19 protein-coding genes and 1 riboswitch are annotated in these 18,597 nt (G+C 38.7%); of the genes, 3 read left to right on the top strand and 16 right to left on the bottom strand.

The features are described 5' to 3' along the window. Window positions 1–172 precede the first annotated feature (172 nt). The 16 genes from mreD to IQ10_RS08755 form a co-directional block, all read right to left on the bottom strand. A complete protein-coding gene (gene mreD / locus IQ10_RS08830) occupies window positions 173–697 on the bottom strand; it encodes a rod shape-determining protein MreD (RefSeq protein ID WP_144450125.1) in 525 nt (174 codons plus the stop codon). Further along, a complete protein-coding gene (gene mreC / locus IQ10_RS08825) occupies window positions 694–1,569 on the bottom strand; it encodes a rod shape-determining protein MreC (RefSeq protein ID WP_144450124.1) in 876 nt (291 codons plus the stop codon). The genes mreD and mreC overlap by 4 nt, the downstream gene beginning before the upstream one ends. 12 nt (window positions 1,570–1,581) lie before the next feature. Then, window positions 1,582–2,622: a rod shape-determining protein gene (locus IQ10_RS08820; protein ID WP_144450123.1), complete on the bottom strand. Its 1,041-nt coding sequence runs from the start codon at window positions 2,620–2,622 to the stop codon at window positions 1,582–1,584. Between the two features lie 306 nt (window positions 2,623–2,928). Continuing rightward, complete coding sequence (gene radC / locus IQ10_RS08815) at window positions 2,929–3,621, bottom strand: RadC family protein (RefSeq protein ID WP_277877954.1); 693 nt, start codon at window positions 3,619–3,621, stop codon at window positions 2,929–2,931. 85 nt (window positions 3,622–3,706) lie between these two features. Beyond that, window positions 3,707–4,279 (bottom strand): Maf family protein, encoded by a 573-nt coding sequence (locus IQ10_RS08810; protein ID WP_144450122.1) that lies wholly within the window; start codon window positions 4,277–4,279, stop codon window positions 3,707–3,709. A gap of 131 nt (window positions 4,280–4,410) precedes the next feature. Further along, window positions 4,411–5,445, bottom strand: a complete 1,035-nt coding sequence (locus IQ10_RS08805) for a hypothetical protein (RefSeq protein ID WP_144450121.1) — start codon at window positions 5,443–5,445, stop codon at window positions 4,411–4,413. 120 nt (window positions 5,446–5,565) lie between these two features. Next, the gene (locus IQ10_RS08800; RefSeq protein ID WP_144450120.1) at window positions 5,566–6,342 is read right to left on the bottom strand and encodes a type II secretion system protein M; all 777 of its coding nucleotides are present in this window, start codon (window positions 6,340–6,342) and stop codon (window positions 5,566–5,568) included. Continuing rightward, window positions 6,339–6,929, bottom strand: a complete 591-nt coding sequence (locus IQ10_RS08795) for a hypothetical protein (protein WP_144450119.1) — start codon at window positions 6,927–6,929, stop codon at window positions 6,339–6,341. The genes IQ10_RS08800 and IQ10_RS08795 overlap by 4 nt, the downstream gene beginning before the upstream one ends. Beyond that, window positions 6,929–7,906 (bottom strand): type IV pilus biogenesis protein PilM, encoded by a 978-nt coding sequence (pilM, locus tag IQ10_RS08790; protein WP_158640018.1) that lies wholly within the window; start codon window positions 7,904–7,906, stop codon window positions 6,929–6,931. Before pilM ends, IQ10_RS08795 begins: the two co-directional genes overlap by 1 nt. A 19-nt stretch (window positions 7,907–7,925) precedes the next feature. Continuing rightward, the gene (locus IQ10_RS08785; RefSeq protein ID WP_242009795.1) at window positions 7,926–8,687 is read right to left on the bottom strand and encodes a prepilin peptidase; all 762 of its coding nucleotides are present in this window, start codon (window positions 8,685–8,687) and stop codon (window positions 7,926–7,928) included. 180 nt (window positions 8,688–8,867) lie between these two features. Then, a complete protein-coding gene (locus tag IQ10_RS08780; protein WP_144450117.1) occupies window positions 8,868–9,371 on the bottom strand; it encodes a competence type IV pilus major pilin ComGC in 504 nt (167 codons plus the stop codon). Between the two features lie 79 nt (window positions 9,372–9,450). Then, window positions 9,451–9,534: riboswitch (cyclic di-GMP riboswitch) on the bottom strand. An 82-nt stretch (window positions 9,535–9,616) separates the two neighbouring features. Next, the gene (locus tag IQ10_RS08775; RefSeq protein ID WP_144450116.1) at window positions 9,617–10,825 is read right to left on the bottom strand and encodes a type II secretion system F family protein; all 1,209 of its coding nucleotides are present in this window, start codon (window positions 10,823–10,825) and stop codon (window positions 9,617–9,619) included. Further along, window positions 10,826–11,866, bottom strand: a complete 1,041-nt coding sequence (locus IQ10_RS08770; RefSeq protein ID WP_144450115.1) for a type IV pilus twitching motility protein PilT — start codon at window positions 11,864–11,866, stop codon at window positions 10,826–10,828. It abuts the gene before it with no gap. A gap of 13 nt (window positions 11,867–11,879) precedes the next feature. Then, window positions 11,880–13,547, bottom strand: a complete 1,668-nt coding sequence (locus tag IQ10_RS08765; protein WP_144450114.1) for a GspE/PulE family protein — start codon at window positions 13,545–13,547, stop codon at window positions 11,880–11,882. Between the two features lie 15 nt (window positions 13,548–13,562). Next, window positions 13,563–14,987, bottom strand: a complete 1,425-nt coding sequence (locus IQ10_RS08760; RefSeq protein WP_158640017.1) for a VanW family protein — start codon at window positions 14,985–14,987, stop codon at window positions 13,563–13,565. Then, window positions 14,980–15,705 (bottom strand): hypothetical protein, encoded by a 726-nt coding sequence (locus IQ10_RS08755; protein ID WP_144450112.1) that lies wholly within the window; start codon window positions 15,703–15,705, stop codon window positions 14,980–14,982. Before IQ10_RS08755 ends, IQ10_RS08760 begins: the two co-directional genes overlap by 8 nt. Before the next feature lie 252 nt (window positions 15,706–15,957). Here IQ10_RS08755 and IQ10_RS08750 point away from each other — a divergent pair, with 252 nt between their 5' ends. The 3 genes from IQ10_RS08750 to IQ10_RS08740 are packed head-to-tail and all read left to right on the top strand — an operon-like array spanning window position 15,958 to window position 18,561. Next, complete coding sequence (locus IQ10_RS08750) at window positions 15,958–16,392, top strand: prepilin-type N-terminal cleavage/methylation domain-containing protein (RefSeq protein ID WP_144450111.1); 435 nt, start codon at window positions 15,958–15,960, stop codon at window positions 16,390–16,392. Window positions 16,393–16,451: 59 nt separating this feature from the next. Further along, on the top strand, window positions 16,452–16,964 hold the full coding sequence (locus IQ10_RS08745; RefSeq protein ID WP_144450110.1) for a PulJ/GspJ family protein: 513 nt from the start codon (window positions 16,452–16,454) through the stop codon (window positions 16,962–16,964). Continuing rightward, on the top strand, window positions 16,954–18,561 hold the full coding sequence (locus IQ10_RS08740) for a hypothetical protein (protein ID WP_144450109.1): 1,608 nt from the start codon (window positions 16,954–16,956) through the stop codon (window positions 18,559–18,561). The genes IQ10_RS08745 and IQ10_RS08740 overlap by 11 nt, the downstream gene beginning before the upstream one ends. The last annotated feature ends 36 nt before the right edge of the window (window positions 18,562–18,597 follow it).

Genomic DNA, 18,597 nt, shown 5'->3' with positions numbered 1-18,597 from the left:
ACTCTGTTGCTCGTTGCTTGTCCATTTTCTAATGAGACCTGAGTCATACGAGAAAACAGTCATAATACGTTTATTCAACAAAATGTTGTACAAACCCTTTTTTAACGACAAGAACAAAGATAAAAAAATTCAATTGCTTCTCAATATTGATCAACGGTCTAGTTCCATACCTTTAACGTTCACGAAGGTTTTCTTGCCTTTTCACATAATCGAACAGTTTTTTCGTTGGGTAATAAATCAAGATCGCAAATACACTATTTAAGACAATGCTAGGTACTAAACGCTCTAGCACAAATAACGGTGCAGCCATTTCCGTTATACCAATTAATCGGTATAAACCAAATTGATAATATTCAAAGAACGTAATAGCGCCGACGATGATCAGCAGTTGAATCAAAAGCGAGTCTTGAATACGCTTGTGATAATAAACAAACACATAGCCAATGAATGCTATACCAAATGTATATACCCCAAGCAATTGCGTATAGACAACATCATAGAAGAAACCAAATATCATGCCATACACGATACTACTCTGACGACCAAAGTGAATTCCGATCAAAATAATCATTACGACAAGAAAACGCGGTACAAGGGTCATCTCAATTGTATGATTAAACGAGATTAAAATTTGAAAAAGGGTTCCTTCAAGAACAAGCAAGATGAATACGGCTGCTGGAATATAGATCCGGCTCACGACGCATCCTCCTCAAGCAATGCTGGATCGAGTGATGTACTCGTTCGTTCAATAATGTATACATAATCCAACGCCTGAAAGTCAGCAGTCGGCTCAATGTAAGCATTTAATGTTAAACCATATTCGTCTGGTTCAATTTGAACAATTTCCCCGATAAGCAAACCACTTGGGTATACGCCACCCTTCCCAGATGTTGTAACCATTTGCCCTTCTTCAATCTCTGCTTCAATATTAAGCTTTCTCATAATCAGTAAGCCTCTATCCTCATCATACCCTTCAATAAAACCGTACTCTGGCTGGTCCATTGAGACCATCGCCGAAACTCTATTTGTACGATCATTATCGGATAGAAGCTGAACAACAGAGGAAAACTCACTCACTTGCTTTACTTTTCCAACGAGGCCACCTTGTGAATCAACAATTCCCATATTCGGCTCTACACCATGCTCCGACCCTTTATTTAAGCCAATATACTCTGTCCAACGGTCTGGACTTCGGTGAATAACAACAGCCGTTCGAATCAGATAATCATTTAAACTTTCTTCAAGTTCAAGCATATCTTTTAAAGTTTCATTTTCGTTTCGTAGCGTAGTACGTTCTACCGAAATTTGTGCATATTCTTCAAGTCGAGATTTTAGTAGCTTATTCTCCTCGTACACATGTTGAATATCTTGGACATTTTCAAAGAAACCCGCAACGACGTATGCGGGTTTCATGAAAATAGTTTGCACCCATCCAACAGCATCTCTGACGACTTGTTCTGGCCCAGTTACTCGCTCACGATCATTAAGTGAGTAGCCAATTAGTGCCATCAAAATAATAATGCTGACGAGAAGTATAATTAATTTTTTGTTTGAAAAGAAGGATGGCATGCTTACACCTACTTACATTTTTCTATCCGAGCGCGAAGTAATCCCAGCCTTCGAACGGAAGAGATGAAGATTTTCAAGCGCTCTTCCTGTTCCAATTGCTACACAATCAAGTGGATTTTCAGCTACAAGCACGGGCATATTTGTTTCATCACTTAAAACACGATCTAAGTTGCGTAGAAGAGCTCCTCCACCTGTTAAGACAATTCCACGATCCATAATGTCTGCTGCAAGCTCAGGAGGTGATTGTTCAAGTGTATTCTTCACCGCTTCAACAATCGTTGTAACCGTATCAGCTAGAGCACCAGCAATCTCCTCAGCAGTCACTGTAAGAGTCTTTGGTAAGCCAGTTACCAGGTCACGACCACGGATGTCCATATCATCAACGCCATCTGGTGCACCAGCAGAACCAATTTCCAGCTTTAGTGCCTCTGCTGTCCTTTCACCAATCATTAAATTATAGTTCTTTTTCACATATGAAATGATCGCTTCATCCATCTCATCACCAGCAACACGAATCGATTGGCTTGTAACGATCCCACCAAGTGAAATAATCGCTACTTCTGTTGTTCCACCACCAATATCAACGACCATGCTCCCCGTTGGTTCCCATACAGGTAGTTCAGCCCCAATTGCTGCTGCAAATGGCTCCTCCAATGTGTAAGCCTCTTTTGCGCCTGCTTGCTTAGTTGCATCTTCAACCGCTCTTTTCTCAACAGCTGTAATTCCTGTTGGTACGCATACCATAACAGAAGGCTTGCGAGTAAAAATAGAACGATTTTTTTGAGCTTGACGAATAAAATATTTTAACATCGTTGCTGTCGTATCAAAGTCAGCAATCACACCGTCTTTCATTGGGCGAACCGCAACAATATTTCCTGGCGTACGCCCAATCATATTCTTCGCATCGTTTCCAACTGCTTCGATTGATCCTGTATCTGTTCTAAGTGCCACAACCGATGGTTCACGAACAACGATACCCTTACCTTTTACATAAACAAGCGTATTCGCTGTTCCTAAATCAATTCCTATATCTTTTGAGAACCCACCAAACATCTATGTATCTCCCTTCATCCTGAACCGAAATCATAACCTTTATTATATCGAATAATTGATCAAAAACATAGCCTTAAGTTCCCCAAAGTTATCCCTAAAACAATAAATTTTTCAGGTGAGCACCTTAATTTTTAAAAAACAAGCCTATAATCTTGAAAATCGTCTAAATGAAGACAACTAATACTTTGATCGAATCATCCATTAAATTTAACCTATACTTTCTCATACTACCCTTATGTTACATGTTACCATTCTAATCATTATGCGGCTATCCTCAAATTGCTAGGGGTCAAAGGAATGATAAAATCACACAATATAACCCTGTTCCTTTAAACTAACAAATTTCCTGTCACCAATAATAACATGGTCAAGTAGATCAATACCCAAAACCTTTCCAGATTCATTTAATCTCTTTGTCACTTCAATATCTTCATGGCTCGGAGTTGGATCACCTGATGGGTGATTGTGTAAGCAAATAATAGACGCAGCCGAACGACGAAACGCCTCCTTGAAGACTTCACGAGGATGCACAATACTTGCATTTAAGCTTCCAATAAAGACTGTTTTGCGATGCATCACTTGGTTCTTTGTGTTTAGGTATAAACAGTCAAAATGTTCTTGTTGCAAAAATCGCATATCTTCCATTACATACTTTGAAACATCTTCAGGAGAACGAATCACATATCTTTCATCTGTTTGCATGCAATGAATACGTCTTCCTAGCTCAATGGCAGCTGATATTTCAACGGCTTTTGCTTCACCAATCCCTTTAATATTACATAGTTCTTCAATTGCTGCATCCTTTAATAGAGCCAGCCCTTCAAAGGTTGCTAGCACACGTTGAGAAAGTTGTAACACTGATTCTTCCTTTGTACCTGTTCGAAGTAAAATAGCTAAAATTTCCTGATTGGTTAGAGCCTGAGAACCTTCTTTAAGCATACGCTCACGCGGTCTCTCACGCATGGGAACATCACGAATGAGGAGTGAATGTTGAGGCAAAGGAAACTCTCCTTTCTAATCTGTGCGAATATGAGGAATTTCATGTGTTGCATTTAAAACACACGTCAATAATTAAATCGTACATTTAAACCTTTGGACTAATCCCGACGTCTTTTAATGCTCTCATTGTTTTGGCTAACGGCAAACCAACTACAGTAAAGTAATCACCAATCATTTGTTTGATTAAATATGCGCCAAATCCTTGGATGCCATAAGCTCCTGCTTTATCAAATGATTCACCACTACGAATGTACATTTCTATGTCTTCTTCTGATAATGGATAAAATTCTACCTCCGTTTTTTCAGAAAAGGTCGTTATGCCCTTTTTTGAGCAAATAGCGACACCTGTATAAACATGATGAACGTTACCTGATAATTTGCGAAGCATTGATCTTGCTTCTGTAGCATCCGACGGTTTACCAAGAATGGCATTTCCAAATACAACCACTGTATCCGCACCGAGGACGACTGCTTGTTGGTTACCAGCCCATACGTCTTCTGCTTTTTGCTGCGCCAACTGCTCGACAACATTTGCTGGGGACAGTCCCACTTCTATCTTCTCTTCAATTGTGCTGGTTTGAATCTCAAATGAATAACGTGCTTGTTTTAGGAGTTCTTTGCGCCTCGGGGAACCTGAGGCCAAAATGAAAGGGTTCATGAAGGGTCACCTCTACAATAAATTTACTTTCATTGTACAGGCTCACCTTAAGAATACCAAATTCTTTTCATACCTACAATTAAATTCAAGAAAATGACAAAAATAAATACCTGGATTTTCACCAGGTATTTTCAAGATAATGATTGAATGACCTGTTCATAATGAACGAGGGCATCAAGTATTGCTTGCTGTGTCTGCCATAATTCTTCTTCCGTAGGGGATTCAACATAAAGTCTAAGTTTCTCAGTCGCATTCAAAAGCGAATCTCCCATTGCAAGAGCATGAGGCTGAGCCTCTGTAGGTAACCTCATAAATGCCTGTTCTCTTTCTACTTGGAGCGCCTGTAATGACTGATCTAACTGCTTCACTCTTTCAGCTGTAATCATTGTCCCTCCATCTAAACCATCAACTGATAATTGTAGGATTTCTTTATAAAGAGCAACTGCATTCGCAAACCAATTTGATACTTTCTCATCTTGTTCCGTTAGAAATTGCCCATCAATTCGATATGATTTAAGATATGTCTCTTGCCGATACCCTTCATAGAGATCTGCAATCTTATTAGCCTGAGCACGATCTCCACCAACACCAATAAACATATAGATCGGTTCTGTTGTCTTTGTTAATGTCGCCGCCAGTCCCTGCTCCTGTAGATTCCTAGCTACTTCTGCTCCTTTCCCCTCATCAGAAAACGCTCCTCCCTGTACAACCTCTACTGAAAGAATAGGTAGACCTGTCTCTACAGCCGAAAAGGTTGGAACCGTTCCATTCACAGGCTCACCACTATCTGCAATCCCTCTAGAATCCCCAGTGAATATCGTTAATACGGTGAATCCAAAGAGTAATCCAATACCTATTGCCGAAAGCAGTGCGGCCACTAGCATCATCGGGATACGAGGTTTTTTCACTCCACTAAACGATTTTTTCTTTCTTTTGAAAGGAAGCTTTGGACTTTTTTCACGGTTTCCGTCATCCCAAAAAGGTTGTCCATTTCGTTTCCGTTCTTCTTGTAACTTGCCAAAATCAATGACATTACTTGGTTGCGGAACAACAATCTCCTCTTGTAACTTCTCATCCCGTGTCGAAGCAATCTCATTTTTCACTTCTCTTACACGCTGTTCTTTTCCATTTAAAAAAACTGAAATGGAATGCTCCTCTCTCTCCATATAAAGCCCCCCTCTCATCTCTCATTCTTTACTTTTATTCTATTAATCGAAATCAAATAATAGAACGAGAAAATGACAAAAAGAAGAATCTTAAAAATGATCCTTCTTTTAGACTAACCCTTATTCCTGATATAATGGCGTGCGTTTACCAGCCGAGTTTGGATAGTCAACCATTGGAGATTCAGACTTTAACTCATTTGCCTCTGGATAATAGAAGGAAGATATAACAATAAAAAATTCTAATGGATCAAGCTCTTGATCGACTTGAACTTGCTCTTCTGGACTAACATAGGAGATAGAATCAACATTCATGATGCGTTCAAGTGTATCAATCTCTTCTGCAAAACGAGCTACTCCTTCGTAATCCTTTGCACGAACCGTAACAAGAAAACGAATGGTCCTCAAACCTTCTATATTTGTCGGTAATGATTCAACCTCTACCACTGTCTGTGATGGCTCTTCTTCTGTCACTTCTAGAGAAAAACTTTCCTCTTCTTCTACTTCTATCTCTACTTCTACCTCTTCCTCCATTTCACTATCATTAGTCAGAAAACCAACATCATCGCTCTCTTCTATATTAATCGATCTAATATATGTATCTGAGATTCCTTCAGCTCTCGCCAAAGCAAGCAGAAGTTGATCGATAAGTGGCTTCACAGGAAGCTGTTGTTGCAGACTAACACTTGATTCAATTCGAATTGATGGTTCTTCACCTTCAACTTGCTGCTGTAGTGTACTAAGAATCTGGCGTTCATTCGCAAGTTGTTGTTCCGTTTGATCAAGTTCAGACTGAATAGGTTCCACAATCCGAATAAACAAAAACGTCAAAAAACCAATCACAATAAATAATCCAGCGATTGCAACAAGAATGTGTTGCCTTGTCCACACTAGTTTCATGAGGAGTCACCTAATTTCTTAACGTTCTCCGTGTGAATTTCAAGTGTAAAACTAGCGATATAGCGAGGAAGAACGTTGTCATTATTAACATCAAATTCTTGATCATCAAGCATTTCATTTGCCTCAACAACTGATAGGGAGATCGATGAAACCACATCTGACTGCTCAAGTGCTTGATGATAGGCTGCGATTTCTTCCATTCGATCGAAGCTAGCATCAAACATCACCGTTCCTGGAAGTTCATAATTAAAGGTCAAATAATATCCACGTTCAGGAAGGAGCCTTACTAAATGATCAAGTAAAAGAGAGGTAGGAACTACTCGGCTTTGTAGCTCGCCAACAGCCTGCTGAAGTCGTTCAAGCTCAGTCCCTGCTTCTTCAACCATTTGTTGGTTTAATTCAGTAGACTGCATTTGAACAGAATATACCTCTTGGTTTAAGCCATTCACTTCTTTCGCAACATATGAATGATAAAAATACAAAACCGTTGTCCCAAGCGCAATCAACAATAATGTAGTCAAAAGAATAAAGACATAAGTGACATCTTGCTTATTCTTTTCAGGTAGAAGATTAACTTCAACAAGCATCAGCGCACCTCTTTTTTCAACGATAGACCGATCACGTCATAATAACGTGCTGGTAATCGTAATTCATTATTCTGATCTAAGCTGATAAGAGTAATCGAGAATGCTTGCTGTAATCGTTCTATAACTCTTTTCATATATGGGTGATCACCGCAAACGAGCAACTTTCCAATATCTCTTTTTCCTTGCAGTACATTAAAACGATAAAAATTCATAACCTTCTCAATCTCACTTACCTGCTCTTCAAGTTGACTCTTTAATGCATCTTCATCATCTTTCCAAATAAGTGATGATTGATCAGCTTGGTAATCAATCTCCCAACTTTCCTGTTCAACTTCAAAAGAGACTGAACGTGAAAAAACTGGGTGATGCTCATGAAAAAAAGTCATATTTGTTGACGTCACATCAATCTGAATCAACATCGTATAGCCAAAAGGAGACGTATGCTCTAACTCATGAAATAAACGATAGGCACTAAGTGCGGTTAAATCAGCTGTATTGGGTTTTAAACGCAACTCTTCTAACATCACTACATATTCTTGAATCATTTTCTCTTTTGAAGCAAATAACAGGATATCTTTTTCACCTTCATTCAGGCCAAGAACAACATAATCAAAAATAGGATCATCAAATGGTAAAAGTAATGTCTCTCCCAGTTCAAGATAAAGCTGACCTTTTATTTCATCATCAGGTATCGCCCCGTCAACTTTATGGGTGCGAATAATCACTTGACCATCTGGAACGCAAAATTGAACCTCTTTCCTCTGCAAACCCCATTCATTTATACATTCAGCTAAAATCGGCAAAAGTGTATCAGCATGTACAATTTGTCCATCACGAACGACACCAATAGGTAAATACCTCTCCTCATGTGCAAAAATTGTTGATAAATCAGGACTCTTACTTCCGACATAACGAATTACATGGTCTTTTATCACAAGCGCATGACGCGCCTCTTTCCTTTTTATCCACCATTTCATCAGCATTCACCAAAATTCCCTAAAAGATAAATCTACTTAGATACCATTCTACTAAAATCGAACCAAAAAAATAAGCAGTAATTGTCCCTAGTACAATAAATGGTCCAAAAGGAATTGGCTTACGTCTTTCAACCTTACCTACTAAGAGACCCACCCCACCTATTAAAGCTCCAAATAAACACGAAAAGAAAAAAGCGAGCAGTGTCCCTTGCCACCCTAACACGAGCCCTAGGACTGCAAAGAGTTTAATATCACCGCCACCCATTCCACCGCGACTAACGACGGCAATCATAAGCAGTAAACCAAAACCAATTCCCGCTCCAACAAGTGCATCCCACCACGGATCTAGTGGTATCCACACTAAACGTAATGCAAGAAAAAGAGGAGCAAAAAAGAGCAACACTTTATTTGGAATAATCATATAGCGGATATCACTAACAAAAATAATCGCAAGCATCGACATCAATACAAGAGAAACAATCATCTCGCCTGTCCAACCAAACACAAGAAAAGAAGCGACAAATAATAGCCCAGTTCCCGCTTCTACAAGTGGATACAACGGCGAAATACGCGTTCCACATTTGCGACATTTTCCTTTTAAAAAAAGGTACGAAAAAATCGGCACCAAATCAGCTGCCGTTAAATTTCTTTTACATATTGAACAATGCGAGCGAGGACGAATAATCGACTCCCGACGTGGCACGCGTATCCCAACCACATTAAAAAAAGAGCCTAACACACTACCGATTAGAAAGAGATATAGAATCATCACTATTATCATCGCTTCATACCTTCTTTTCATTTATCTTTTAATCAAAGAAATCGTATAGCCATTCTCTCCATCTTCATTTACTACCATACCACAGGAATTAAGATAGAGGCGAGCGTGAGTTATATTTGTTTGACTAGTTAAAAAGCCTATCATAAGCGATAGGCTTTTAGGAATTCTATTTGAAAGATCTTAATTTTCCAGAACTGAATCCCTACTTAGGTCCTCTTGGTTCACAGGCCCTTTACTAGAAGTCTGAACCCCTCTTATACCGTTTAGTAATTTAACAGAGAACGAAAAATTAGCCGTGTTATCTCTTGTAACCAAAACATAAGACTGACTATTATCACCTATTCGGGCACCACCTGCTGCAGTACCTGTTAAATATCCTCCACTGTCAGGATCAGCAATAGTTTCAATATATCCTTCTTCTTCTAAATATTTCAAAGAAATTACTTTAGTATTTGCATTATTTTGTGGCTGCAGGCTTGGATTCCCTGTTACGGCAAGTCTAGCTGAATTAATCATTTGCTGGGCATTGGCCACATGCGCATCCTTCTTACTATTATCAATAATTCCACCAATACTCGGTACAGCGATTGCTGCAATAATGCCTAAAATTACGACAACGGCTAATAATTCAATCAGCGTTAAACCTTTTTCATTTTTCGCTCTTTGAAACCATTTTTTCATCATATTCTCCTCCTACATTTTATCAATATAATATATCAGGATAATAAATCCTTTAAAAAATGACTAATTTCGCAAAAACACATACAAAATTAGCCGGTTGCACTACTCGCTCCATGTTACCTAAGTGCCCAAATACAGGTAACATTTCTTTGCTTTCCATTTTTAAGTTATCTATTATACTATCTTTCTCTTTATAAACTAAGTAGATTTTACTGCTCATTTTTACGTTTGTCTAGTCATTAGTCATATTATCCAACAGAATCAAAGATCTCAAACATTGGAATCGCGATTGATGCGACTATAATGCCAACAACTCCAGCTAACACAACAATCATGATCGGTTCAATTAAGGACTTGATTTGATCTGTCGTAGCATCAACTTCTGATTCATAGAAATCAGCGACTTTATCTAACATCAAATCAAGAGAGCCTGTTTTTTCCCCAACAATAATCATTTGTGTTACAAGTGGTGGAAAGACCCAATGCTTTTCCATCGGTGTAGCAATAGATTCTCCCTTTTCCAGAGAATTTCTGGCTTCTCTTAGAACTCGGGCAACAACTTCATTACCCGCAACGCGCTCGACGATAGAGACAGCCTGTAAAATCGGGACCGAGCTAGAAAAGAGCGAACTCAAGGTTCTCGTCATTCGAGCAAGAGTAGCTTTTTGAAGAAGCTTCCCAAAAATCGGGATTCGCAACATAAAATAATCAATATAATAACTAGTTTGAGGACGTTGTCGAAGGACAACCCATCCAATATATACCCCAAGCCCGAGCAAGATAAACATCCACCAAAATCTCCCGAAGAATCCACCAGCATGTAAAACCATAATCGTTAAAATAGGCAGCTCTGAATCAAAGCTTGCAAACATATCCGCAAATGTTGGTACAACAAAGGAAAGCAAGAATATAACAACGACGAGGGCTATAAATCCAACAACAAGTGGATAAGACATCGCTGAAAAGACCTTTTGCCTTGTCTTATGCTGCTTTTCATAATAGACAGCAAGCCTTTCAAGGATTTCATCAAGATTTCCACCTAGCTCACCAGCACGCATCATGTTAATAAATAGCGGCGGAAACATCTTACGCTGCTTTTGTGCAGCATCTGAAAATGGGTTCCCAGCACGTAGTTCCTCTTCGATGTCACGTAAAGATGATTTTAACAGTTTACTCGATGTTTGCTCAGCTAAAATATTTGTTGCATCGACAACCGATATCCCAGCTTGAAGAAGTGTGGCGAACTGACGTAAATAAATAACAAAATCCTGAGATTTCACTTTCATTTTCCCTATCGTTATATCCTGATAAAGAATGCTTTTTAATTCATGAACGGTTGTAACAGCAATACCATTTTCTCGAAGCTTAAGTCTCGCTTCTCTTTCAGAAGCAGCCTTCACTTTACCCTTCGTAATCTGCCCTTTTCGATTTCGCCCTTGATACTGATATACAGCCATTTAACTACCACTCTCACTTAAATAAGGAGCAGCTATTTCATTACTAAGAATTTGTCTTTCAACAAGATCCTTAATCGACATGGCTAACGTGTGCATCCCACTCGCTTTACTCGTCTGCATCACACTAGGAATTTGATGAATTTTCTCATTCCGTATCAGGTTTTTGACTGCTGAGTTGTTAATCAGTATTTCAGTTGCGGCATGACGTCCTTTGCCGTCACTCCTCTTAAACAACCGTTGTGAAATCACTGCACCAAGAACAGATGCTAATTGGATCCGTACTTGTGGTTGCTGCGAAGGCGGAAAGACATCAATAATCCGATCGATTGTTGCTGGTGCATCCGTCGTATGTAAAGTACCAAGGACTAGGTGACCTGTTTCCGCAGCCGTAATCGCAGTTGAAATTGTCTCCAAATCACGCATTTCCCCTACTAGAATGATATCTGGATCTTGCCTTAGACAGCCTTTTAAGCCATTTGCAAAATTTTGTGTATCAAAACCTACTTCACGCTGATTGACAATCGATTTTTTATGACGATGTAAATATTCAATTGGGTCTTCTAACGTAATAATATGCTTGTTGTAGCGCTCATTGATATAGTCAATCATCGCTGCTAACGTAGTCGACTTCCCGCTCCCTGTTGGCCCAGTAACAAGCACGAGTCCTTGAGGTTTTTGTACAATATCCCGTAAAACCTCAGGCATATTTAGATCCTCTAGACTAGGAATGACAGTTGGAACGACACGAATTGCAAGACAAACGCATGAACGTTGAAAATATCCATTCACGCGAAAGCGCGACACTTTTGGAATCCCGTACGAAAAATCAAGTTCTCCTCGCTTTTGAAACGCGTTCCACAGTGCTTCGGGGATAATAGCCTTTGCCATTGCTTCAGTATCCTTTGGCTTTAATATTTCATCCCCATAAGGCTGGAGCTCGCCGTTGATACGTAAGGTAGGGGGGACACCTACGGTCAAATGAATATCAGACGCACCTTGATGAAAAGCATCTGTTAAGAGTGCCTCTAGACGTTCTTTCATACTCGTTTCCTCCTTATTCATCCATTGCGACACGTAACACTTCTTCAACTGTCGTTAGTCCTTGTTTGACTTTCAACAATCCATCATCAATTAAGAAGATCATACCATTTTCCATCGCATAATCCCGAATTGAACCCATCGATTTGTTGTTCATCATCATTTGTCTAAGTCGATCATCAAAGACGAGCACTTCCTGAATCGCTACTCTACCTTTGTAGCCAGTGTCATTACAAACTTTACAACCAGCACCTCGAAACACATTTCCTGGCTTTATTCCTCGCTTCTTGAATAAATCCTCTTCCATATTCGTCGGGTCATATTCTAATAGACAGTGAGGACAGTTCTTTCTGACAAGCCTTTGTGCGACAATGCCTGTTAAGGATGAAACGACAAGATAAGGCTCGATACCCATATCAATGAGACGGGGAATCGTTGCAATCGCACTATTGGTATGAAGAGTACTTAATACTAAATGACCTGTTAAAGATGCTCGAATGGCAATTTCTGCGGTTTCCGTATCACGAATTTCCCCAACCATCACAATGTTGGGATCTTGCCGTAAAATTGAGCGCAAGCCAGTCGCAAATGTTAAGCCTACTTGATTATTTACCTGTACTTGATTGATACCTTCAATTTGATATTCAACAGGATCTTCAATCGTAATAATATTAACTTCATCAGTATTTAAATGATTCAAGCCAGCGTAGAGAGTAGAGGATTTCCCACTGCCTGTTGGACCTGTGATTAAGATTAACCCTGATGGTTGTTCGATCATCCTGATAAATGTTTGATGATTTAATTTGTTAAAACCTAGTTGCGAGATATTATTCATTGTACTTCCTAAGTCAAGAATACGAATGACAATTTTCTCTCCATACACAGTCGGTAAAGTTGAAATTCGCAAGTCAATCGGCGTCAAATTCAGATACGTTTTGATGCGCCCATCCTGCGGGAGACGTGTTTCCGTAATATTTAAATTAGCCATAATCTTTACACGAGCAACCAGTGCATTTTGAACTTGCTTTGGGAAAGACCGCTCCGTCTTTAACACCCCATCGACTCGGTACCTAATCGCCATTTTCTTTTCTAGAGGATCAATATGGATGTCACTTGCCTTTTGAATAAGCCCTGTTTGTAGAATTTGATTGACGAGCTTAATGACAGGGGCTTCATTTTCCATCCCTTGACCACCATCACTACTAGCAACCACTTCTATGTCCTGCTCACTCAGTTCACCAACAAAGACATCGTCAATATTGTAATATCGTTCAATCGCTTGAAGAATTTCATCTTTTGTAGCAATTGCCGTTTCAATTTGAAGACCAGTTACCATTCTCAAATCATCAATGGCAAAGTAATCCATCGGATCCATCATCGCAACAAGGAGTTGATTTCCGTCTTTTTTTATTGGAATCAACATATTACGCTTCGCAAAATCCTTTTGAACAAGCTTTATGGCATTAAGGTCAATCGGAAATCGATATAAGCTTATTTGTTCAATCCCTAACTGAATTTCAAGAGCTTTGATTAATTGTTGTTCAGAAATTAAATGACGTTCAAGCAGGGCATCTCCAAGCTTTTGACCATCCTTTTTTGTATTTAGAACCTCTGTTAGCTGTTGATTGGAAATCAAACCCTCTTCCACTAAAAGATCACCTAGACGTTTTCGCTGCGTCGCCATTGTCTCACCCCTATGCTATTCTTCACCTTTGACGATTACATGCTCTTGTTTCACTTGATTATTGTCGTGACTACTGTAGTCTCCATCTTCATCCTGAACAGGTGTATTTGCAGATCCTTGGTTCTCTCCTTCAGTTGAGTTCGTTGAATCTGAACTCGTATTTGAATTAGTACCTGATTCTGAACCTGAATTTACATGACGATCATTTGAGTTATCTGCATTATTTTCAGAAGGTGGAACAGGCACAGGAAGTATTCCTTCAAATGGGTTATCCTCTTGCTCCTCTTCTTGCGCTTCTTGTAAACTCAATTCCTCAATACGGTGCATAGCAGGATAGTAATCGCTCGCAATTCTGTTTCTCTCAATCATCGTACCCTCACTTGAGGACACCACCTGATACACATCTGCAGAAAAACCAAGTGCTCCTTCACTCATCACTTGCTTATCACCGATTGTTCTTCTAGGTGAAATGTGTACAATTGTTCGAGGTTCAATCTCTTCAATGTTTTCAACTACAAGTGAATAATCATGAATAAAGGATAAACCCATTAACGATATTCGTAGTTGATTATTTACGTATGACAAAGAAAGCTCATATGAGTGATGATTTGGATTAAGTACCTTTAAATCCATTGAATTTGGTGAAGCAGCTGCAGCATAGCCTACCGTCGCATAGGCAGGTAATGTTAAATTCACATGGCGCTCTAGTAGGTTAAAGTTCGTTTTTGTAAAGAGCTGAAATAGTCCCGTCGCAAAGACATCAAGTGCCTCACTGTCAAGCACTGTCACTCCACTTTGATCAAGTGCCTCTTGCATCGAAAAAAGCGCTTGCGGCTCAATGATATATCCATTAAGCGACTGTGCCCACTCTGCCAAATAAGCGCCAGATACATCTAATGTTACTTCAGACACTACTTCTTCTCTTAATTGAAAATCTGGTAGAAAAAACTCTTGCAATTGATAGGTCTTATTGGATCGTTTCATTGAACGAACGTCCTCAGTTAATTGCCTTGTAAGCAAACTAAAATCGATACGATCGCCCGTTTCATAATGCCCTATCGTCATAAGCTCATCTCTCATGATTTGCTCATCTACCGTTGCCAAAAGATCAACAGAGCGCTGTGTCCATGCTTCTTCTAACGCTGCACGCACATCAAAAAGAATAGCTTCATTTGGCATTGCTTTTCGTTGTTCTAGTAAGACATAGTTTACATTTGCTTCTGTACGCCATTGATTTATTTTCGAATGTAATAATTCAGCCGCTTCATCTTCAGTCATTCCTCCAACTTCCTCATTGGCAATCAGCGTACCATCATCATAGGTTTGTTCAAATGGCAAAAATTGACCAACAGCCATTTGTCCTCCTACTGTAAAAAGTATTAGTACAGCTGAGCATATGAACAGACATAGAAAGGCTATTAAATAGGGTTGTCTACTCATGTGGCTTCACCCTTAATCTTTCATTTTCTTCTAGGCTATCAAACAGTCTTTGCCGATTAGTCATTACCTCTTTGGTAACCTTTTCATCTATACGATGAGCTTCTTGTATCAATTCATGCTCATCACTTTCATCATCTTCTTGATACGGAATTCGAATCGGCAGATCTTCCTCAAGCTCTTGTTCGTTGCTTGCTCCTCGTCCTAACAAAGGAGACTCAAGTATTTGTTCGTCATCTTGAACAAGCAGTGTTCTCCTAAGAGGCGCTTCGAAATAATCAAAGTTATCCTCGCTGTTTTCTTTTTCAGACATTTTACGTTTTTCAAATTGTTCATCTTCCTGGTGCCACAGACTTTCCTCATCTTCCTTATTACGTAGCCCTTCTATTACCTCTTCTTTTTCTGCTTCAAATAGGAGCTCATCCTTCTCATATGCTGCAGCTTCAGTAATGTTATTCGGTGTTCCTCCCTCTCCATTTAGTGCCATCTCCATTTCATATTGCTTTCCGATCATCAAACCGAATAACAGAAAAAAACCAATAAAAGCTAAAGTCGCAATGAACAGATTATATAGAAAGAAAAGCACAGTAGCTAAACAAACAAGAAGGGCGGAAATAAACACTACCTGAAGCCTTAATTTCAATGAAAAAAAACGAGGTTTTTTCAGAAAAACAAAAATGAGAAAAATCGTCCCAATGATTAGATATAAGAAAAGGTCCATACTAGTCGTTCACCCACTTTTTTAAAATGTAACAAGATCAAACTATGAAAATAGCCACCTTCCAATTGTATCAGCGATATTGAGATTATTGTATAATAAAGATAAGGTAAATGAAAAAAACGAGTAAATTGCCCCCTGTCTATTCAAAAAAGGTAACGATAAAAGGGACAACAAGGTGATATTACTATATTTCGGTAGATTGTCTCATTTAAATAGTCACTCTTTTCAATTCTTTTATTATAAGGAGGATTCATGAAACAATATCTTTCAAAAGAGAATGGTTTAACCCTTCTCGAACTCCTTGTGTCACTTGTGATTATATCGATTGTACTCACGTCTTTTTTTACGTTTTTTTCACAAGGAATGATATTCTCAGTAAAAAATGAGGAAAATCTTCTCGCAGCAGATACTGCTAGAGAAATACTTGTTTTACTAGAAACAGAGTATCAGCCAATTGAACAGTCGAACCAGTACACTCTTTCCTGTCATGATTCCATTTTGACCAGCCTCAATAACTTTGACTCGTCTACTTGCACAGTTGAAAGAGGGAATCACTCTTTTTTTCTAGAAACAACTGTACATAAGGAAAAAGAATTTGAGCTTTATCAGCTTCATGTTAAGCTATTTGACAACAACAATAAAGCAACACTTCTAACAGAAACTCACGGGTATGTTCTTGCCCCCTAACGTTGAAAGATAAGAAAGATGTTACAAATAAATAGTGAGAAAACAAAGGAGTCACAACTATGAGAAGAGCAAAATCAATTAGACATGATCAAAACGGCCTAACATTAATTGAGCTTTTGCTTGCAATTAGTATTTCAGCGATTATTACTGTCGTTGCTTCTCAAGTGTTGGTTCAAGCGTTTACCTCACAAGCGACTGTCAAACTTCATAACGATTTAAGACAAGAAGCAAATATTATTACTAGAACCCTATCCTCTACGCATGAGCAAAACCCAACTAAGCCCTATACGATTTCAATTGATAACCATAAAGGCGAACAGGTCCTATCAATTAATGGACACTTAACCAATTCAGCATATGACATTGAGCTGATCATCAAGCAGGAATCAGGGCAATTTGTTACCTTAGATACTAGTGATTCAGTTCCAAGTCACTTAACCATCCGACCTGAAGATCGTATTTTGTACGTGGAACAATTACGCCTGGTGAGTAAAATCAATTCTGATATGGGCTTTGAGACAAGTACGATTATAAAAAGAGTGAATAGAAGGGATTTTAGAGATGACAATTAGGCAGAACTATGAAAAAGGTTCATCTTTACTGGTTGTATTAATTACAATTGCTGTTATTAGTGTTTTCTCTTTAGTCATTGTTTCCTTTACTCTTTCAACGGCAAAGCAAGTTAATCAAACAGAGGAACAAATGAAAACGTATGATTTAGCTGAAATGGGCATTACCTTTTTTGAAGCGATCATGAGAGAACAACAGACGAAAGCCTATCAAAAAGCAGATCGTTCTTCTGAAGAGACCTTCTATAATAGTTATTTTGAGGAAATAAAAGCCGTTATTGCTGAGAGGTCAAGTTTATCTAGTAGAATGATTGAAAGCCTAAATGGTGATAAGTCTAGCTTTCAAGTTCGAGATATTACTTTTTCAAAGCAACAAGAATTAGAGAATGGAGATATTCGAGCAGTTGATCATACTTCTTATGAATATGATTTGATTCGAGTTGATTTTACGAGCTATGGATTTTATAACATCGAAGAGTCGTCCATCCCTTTTATCCAAAATATATCTACGTCTCCCTCATACAGATGTCAAAGAACCGAAGAGACGAAGGCTTATTTTCTTATTCCGATTGGTGACCTACCTCATACTGAAGGTCCAAAGAGTGATTGTCTCATCCATTCTGAACCTTATATTGATGTCCCTCGTTCAGGTGGAAAAATTATTTTAAAGGAAGGACGCGAGGGATCTAGCATCGCGAATAATCCAGTCGTTATTGAACCAAAGGTTCAACAAGCAATTTCTGGTCTAAAAAGAGCCGAAAGAGAAAGAGTACTGGATGATATCACATTACTTGAATCTCTAACATCTAATCTACCAGAGTTAAAGGTCATCGATTGTCAACGATGCTCCATTCAACGTATACAAAATGAAATTAATCAATCAAATGCTCATAACATCATTCTCAAAACAGATTCATTGAACATCAATCGCGATTTTACTTTTGGTAGTAAAAATAAAAAAGTCATCCTTATTACCGACCGATTTAAGGGGGATAATTCGGAGATTACGATGAATGGAGACTTAATCATTAAGCAAGATCTAGAGGCTCAAAATCATTTCACCTTTAATGGGACGGGTAATTTATTTGCAATAGGTGATATTGAAATTGGTACTGGGTCGACCATTTCCATTAGTGAAACCCTTTATGCTAATAAGTTAGTAGCGAAAAATCATATTGATTTGATTGCTAATACTGTTATTATCAATGGTGTTCTTGACCTTCACACTCAAGCAAATATTGTGGCTACGACTAAATTTTTAACTGGCTCTTTTGAAGTAGGGAATGTCGCCGAGATTTTCGTAAAAACAGGTGATTTATTAGTAGAACAAAACTATACCTCTAGAGCGAATGCAAATATAAAAGTTGGGGGACATATTGCAGTTGGAGGTTCTTTTTCGCCTCATCAAAATACAATCATTCAAACAGGTGGAGGGAAAACAGCTATTAATATTGAAGGATCTGTTGATGAGTCATGTTTTTATTACTCAGATCCAGATTCAGGTACATCTCCTCGCCCTGATCGCAATTCTTCTCATTACCGCTGGTGGTACGATTGGGTTGATTGGTCTAATTGGTACAATCATCATAGAAGACACTGATAAAATAATGCCCGCCAGTTTAATGATAAACTGGGG

Source organism: Halalkalibacter nanhaiisediminis, from assembly GCF_007830185.1.
GTDB lineage: Bacteria > Bacillota > Bacilli > Bacillales > Bacillaceae_D > Halalkalibacter > Halalkalibacter nanhaiisediminis.
The sequence above is the reverse complement of the archived record's forward strand: the minus strand, read 5'-3'. Positions and strand labels throughout refer to the sequence as shown.

Bases quoted from the DNA above. Each gene is read 5' to 3' on its own strand.
- mreC (WP_144450124.1), bottom strand. From the start codon at position 1,569: ATGCCATCCTTCTTTTCAAACAAAAAATTAATTATACTTCTCGTCAGC.
- IQ10_RS08820 (WP_144450123.1), bottom strand. From the start codon at position 2,622: ATGTTTGGTGGGTTCTCAAAAGATATAGGAATTGATTTAGGAACAGCG.
- IQ10_RS08810 (WP_144450122.1), bottom strand. From the start codon at position 4,279: ATGAACCCTTTCATTTTGGCCTCAGGTTCCCCGAGGCGCAAAGAACTC.
- IQ10_RS08805 (WP_144450121.1), bottom strand. From the start codon at position 5,445: ATGGAGAGAGAGGAGCATTCCATTTCAGTTTTTTTAAATGGAAAAGAA.
- IQ10_RS08800 (WP_144450120.1), bottom strand. From the start codon at position 6,342: ATGAAACTAGTGTGGACAAGGCAACACATTCTTGTTGCAATCGCTGGA.
- IQ10_RS08795 (WP_144450119.1), bottom strand. From the start codon at position 6,929: ATGCTTGTTGAAGTTAATCTTCTACCTGAAAAGAATAAGCAAGATGTC.
- pilM (WP_158640018.1), bottom strand. From the start codon at position 7,906: ATGAAATGGTGGATAAAAAGGAAAGAGGCGCGTCATGCGCTTGTGATA.
- IQ10_RS08785 (WP_242009795.1), bottom strand. From the start codon at position 8,687: ATGATAATAGTGATGATTCTATATCTCTTTCTAATCGGTAGTGTGTTA.
- IQ10_RS08780 (WP_144450117.1), bottom strand. From the start codon at position 9,371: ATGATGAAAAAATGGTTTCAAAGAGCGAAAAATGAAAAAGGTTTAACG.
- IQ10_RS08775 (WP_144450116.1), bottom strand. From the start codon at position 10,825: ATGGCTGTATATCAGTATCAAGGGCGAAATCGAAAAGGGCAGATTACG.
- IQ10_RS08770 (WP_144450115.1), bottom strand. From the start codon at position 11,866: ATGAAAGAACGTCTAGAGGCACTCTTAACAGATGCTTTTCATCAAGGT.
- IQ10_RS08765 (WP_144450114.1), bottom strand. From the start codon at position 13,547: ATGGCGACGCAGCGAAAACGTCTAGGTGATCTTTTAGTGGAAGAGGGT.
- IQ10_RS08760 (WP_158640017.1), bottom strand. From the start codon at position 14,987: ATGAGTAGACAACCCTATTTAATAGCCTTTCTATGTCTGTTCATATGC.
- IQ10_RS08755 (WP_144450112.1), bottom strand. From the start codon at position 15,705: ATGGACCTTTTCTTATATCTAATCATTGGGACGATTTTTCTCATTTTT.
- IQ10_RS08750 (WP_144450111.1), top strand. From the start codon at position 15,958: ATGAAACAATATCTTTCAAAAGAGAATGGTTTAACCCTTCTCGAACTC.
- IQ10_RS08745 (WP_144450110.1), top strand. From the start codon at position 16,452: ATGAGAAGAGCAAAATCAATTAGACATGATCAAAACGGCCTAACATTA.
- IQ10_RS08740 (WP_144450109.1), top strand. From the start codon at position 16,954: ATGACAATTAGGCAGAACTATGAAAAAGGTTCATCTTTACTGGTTGTA.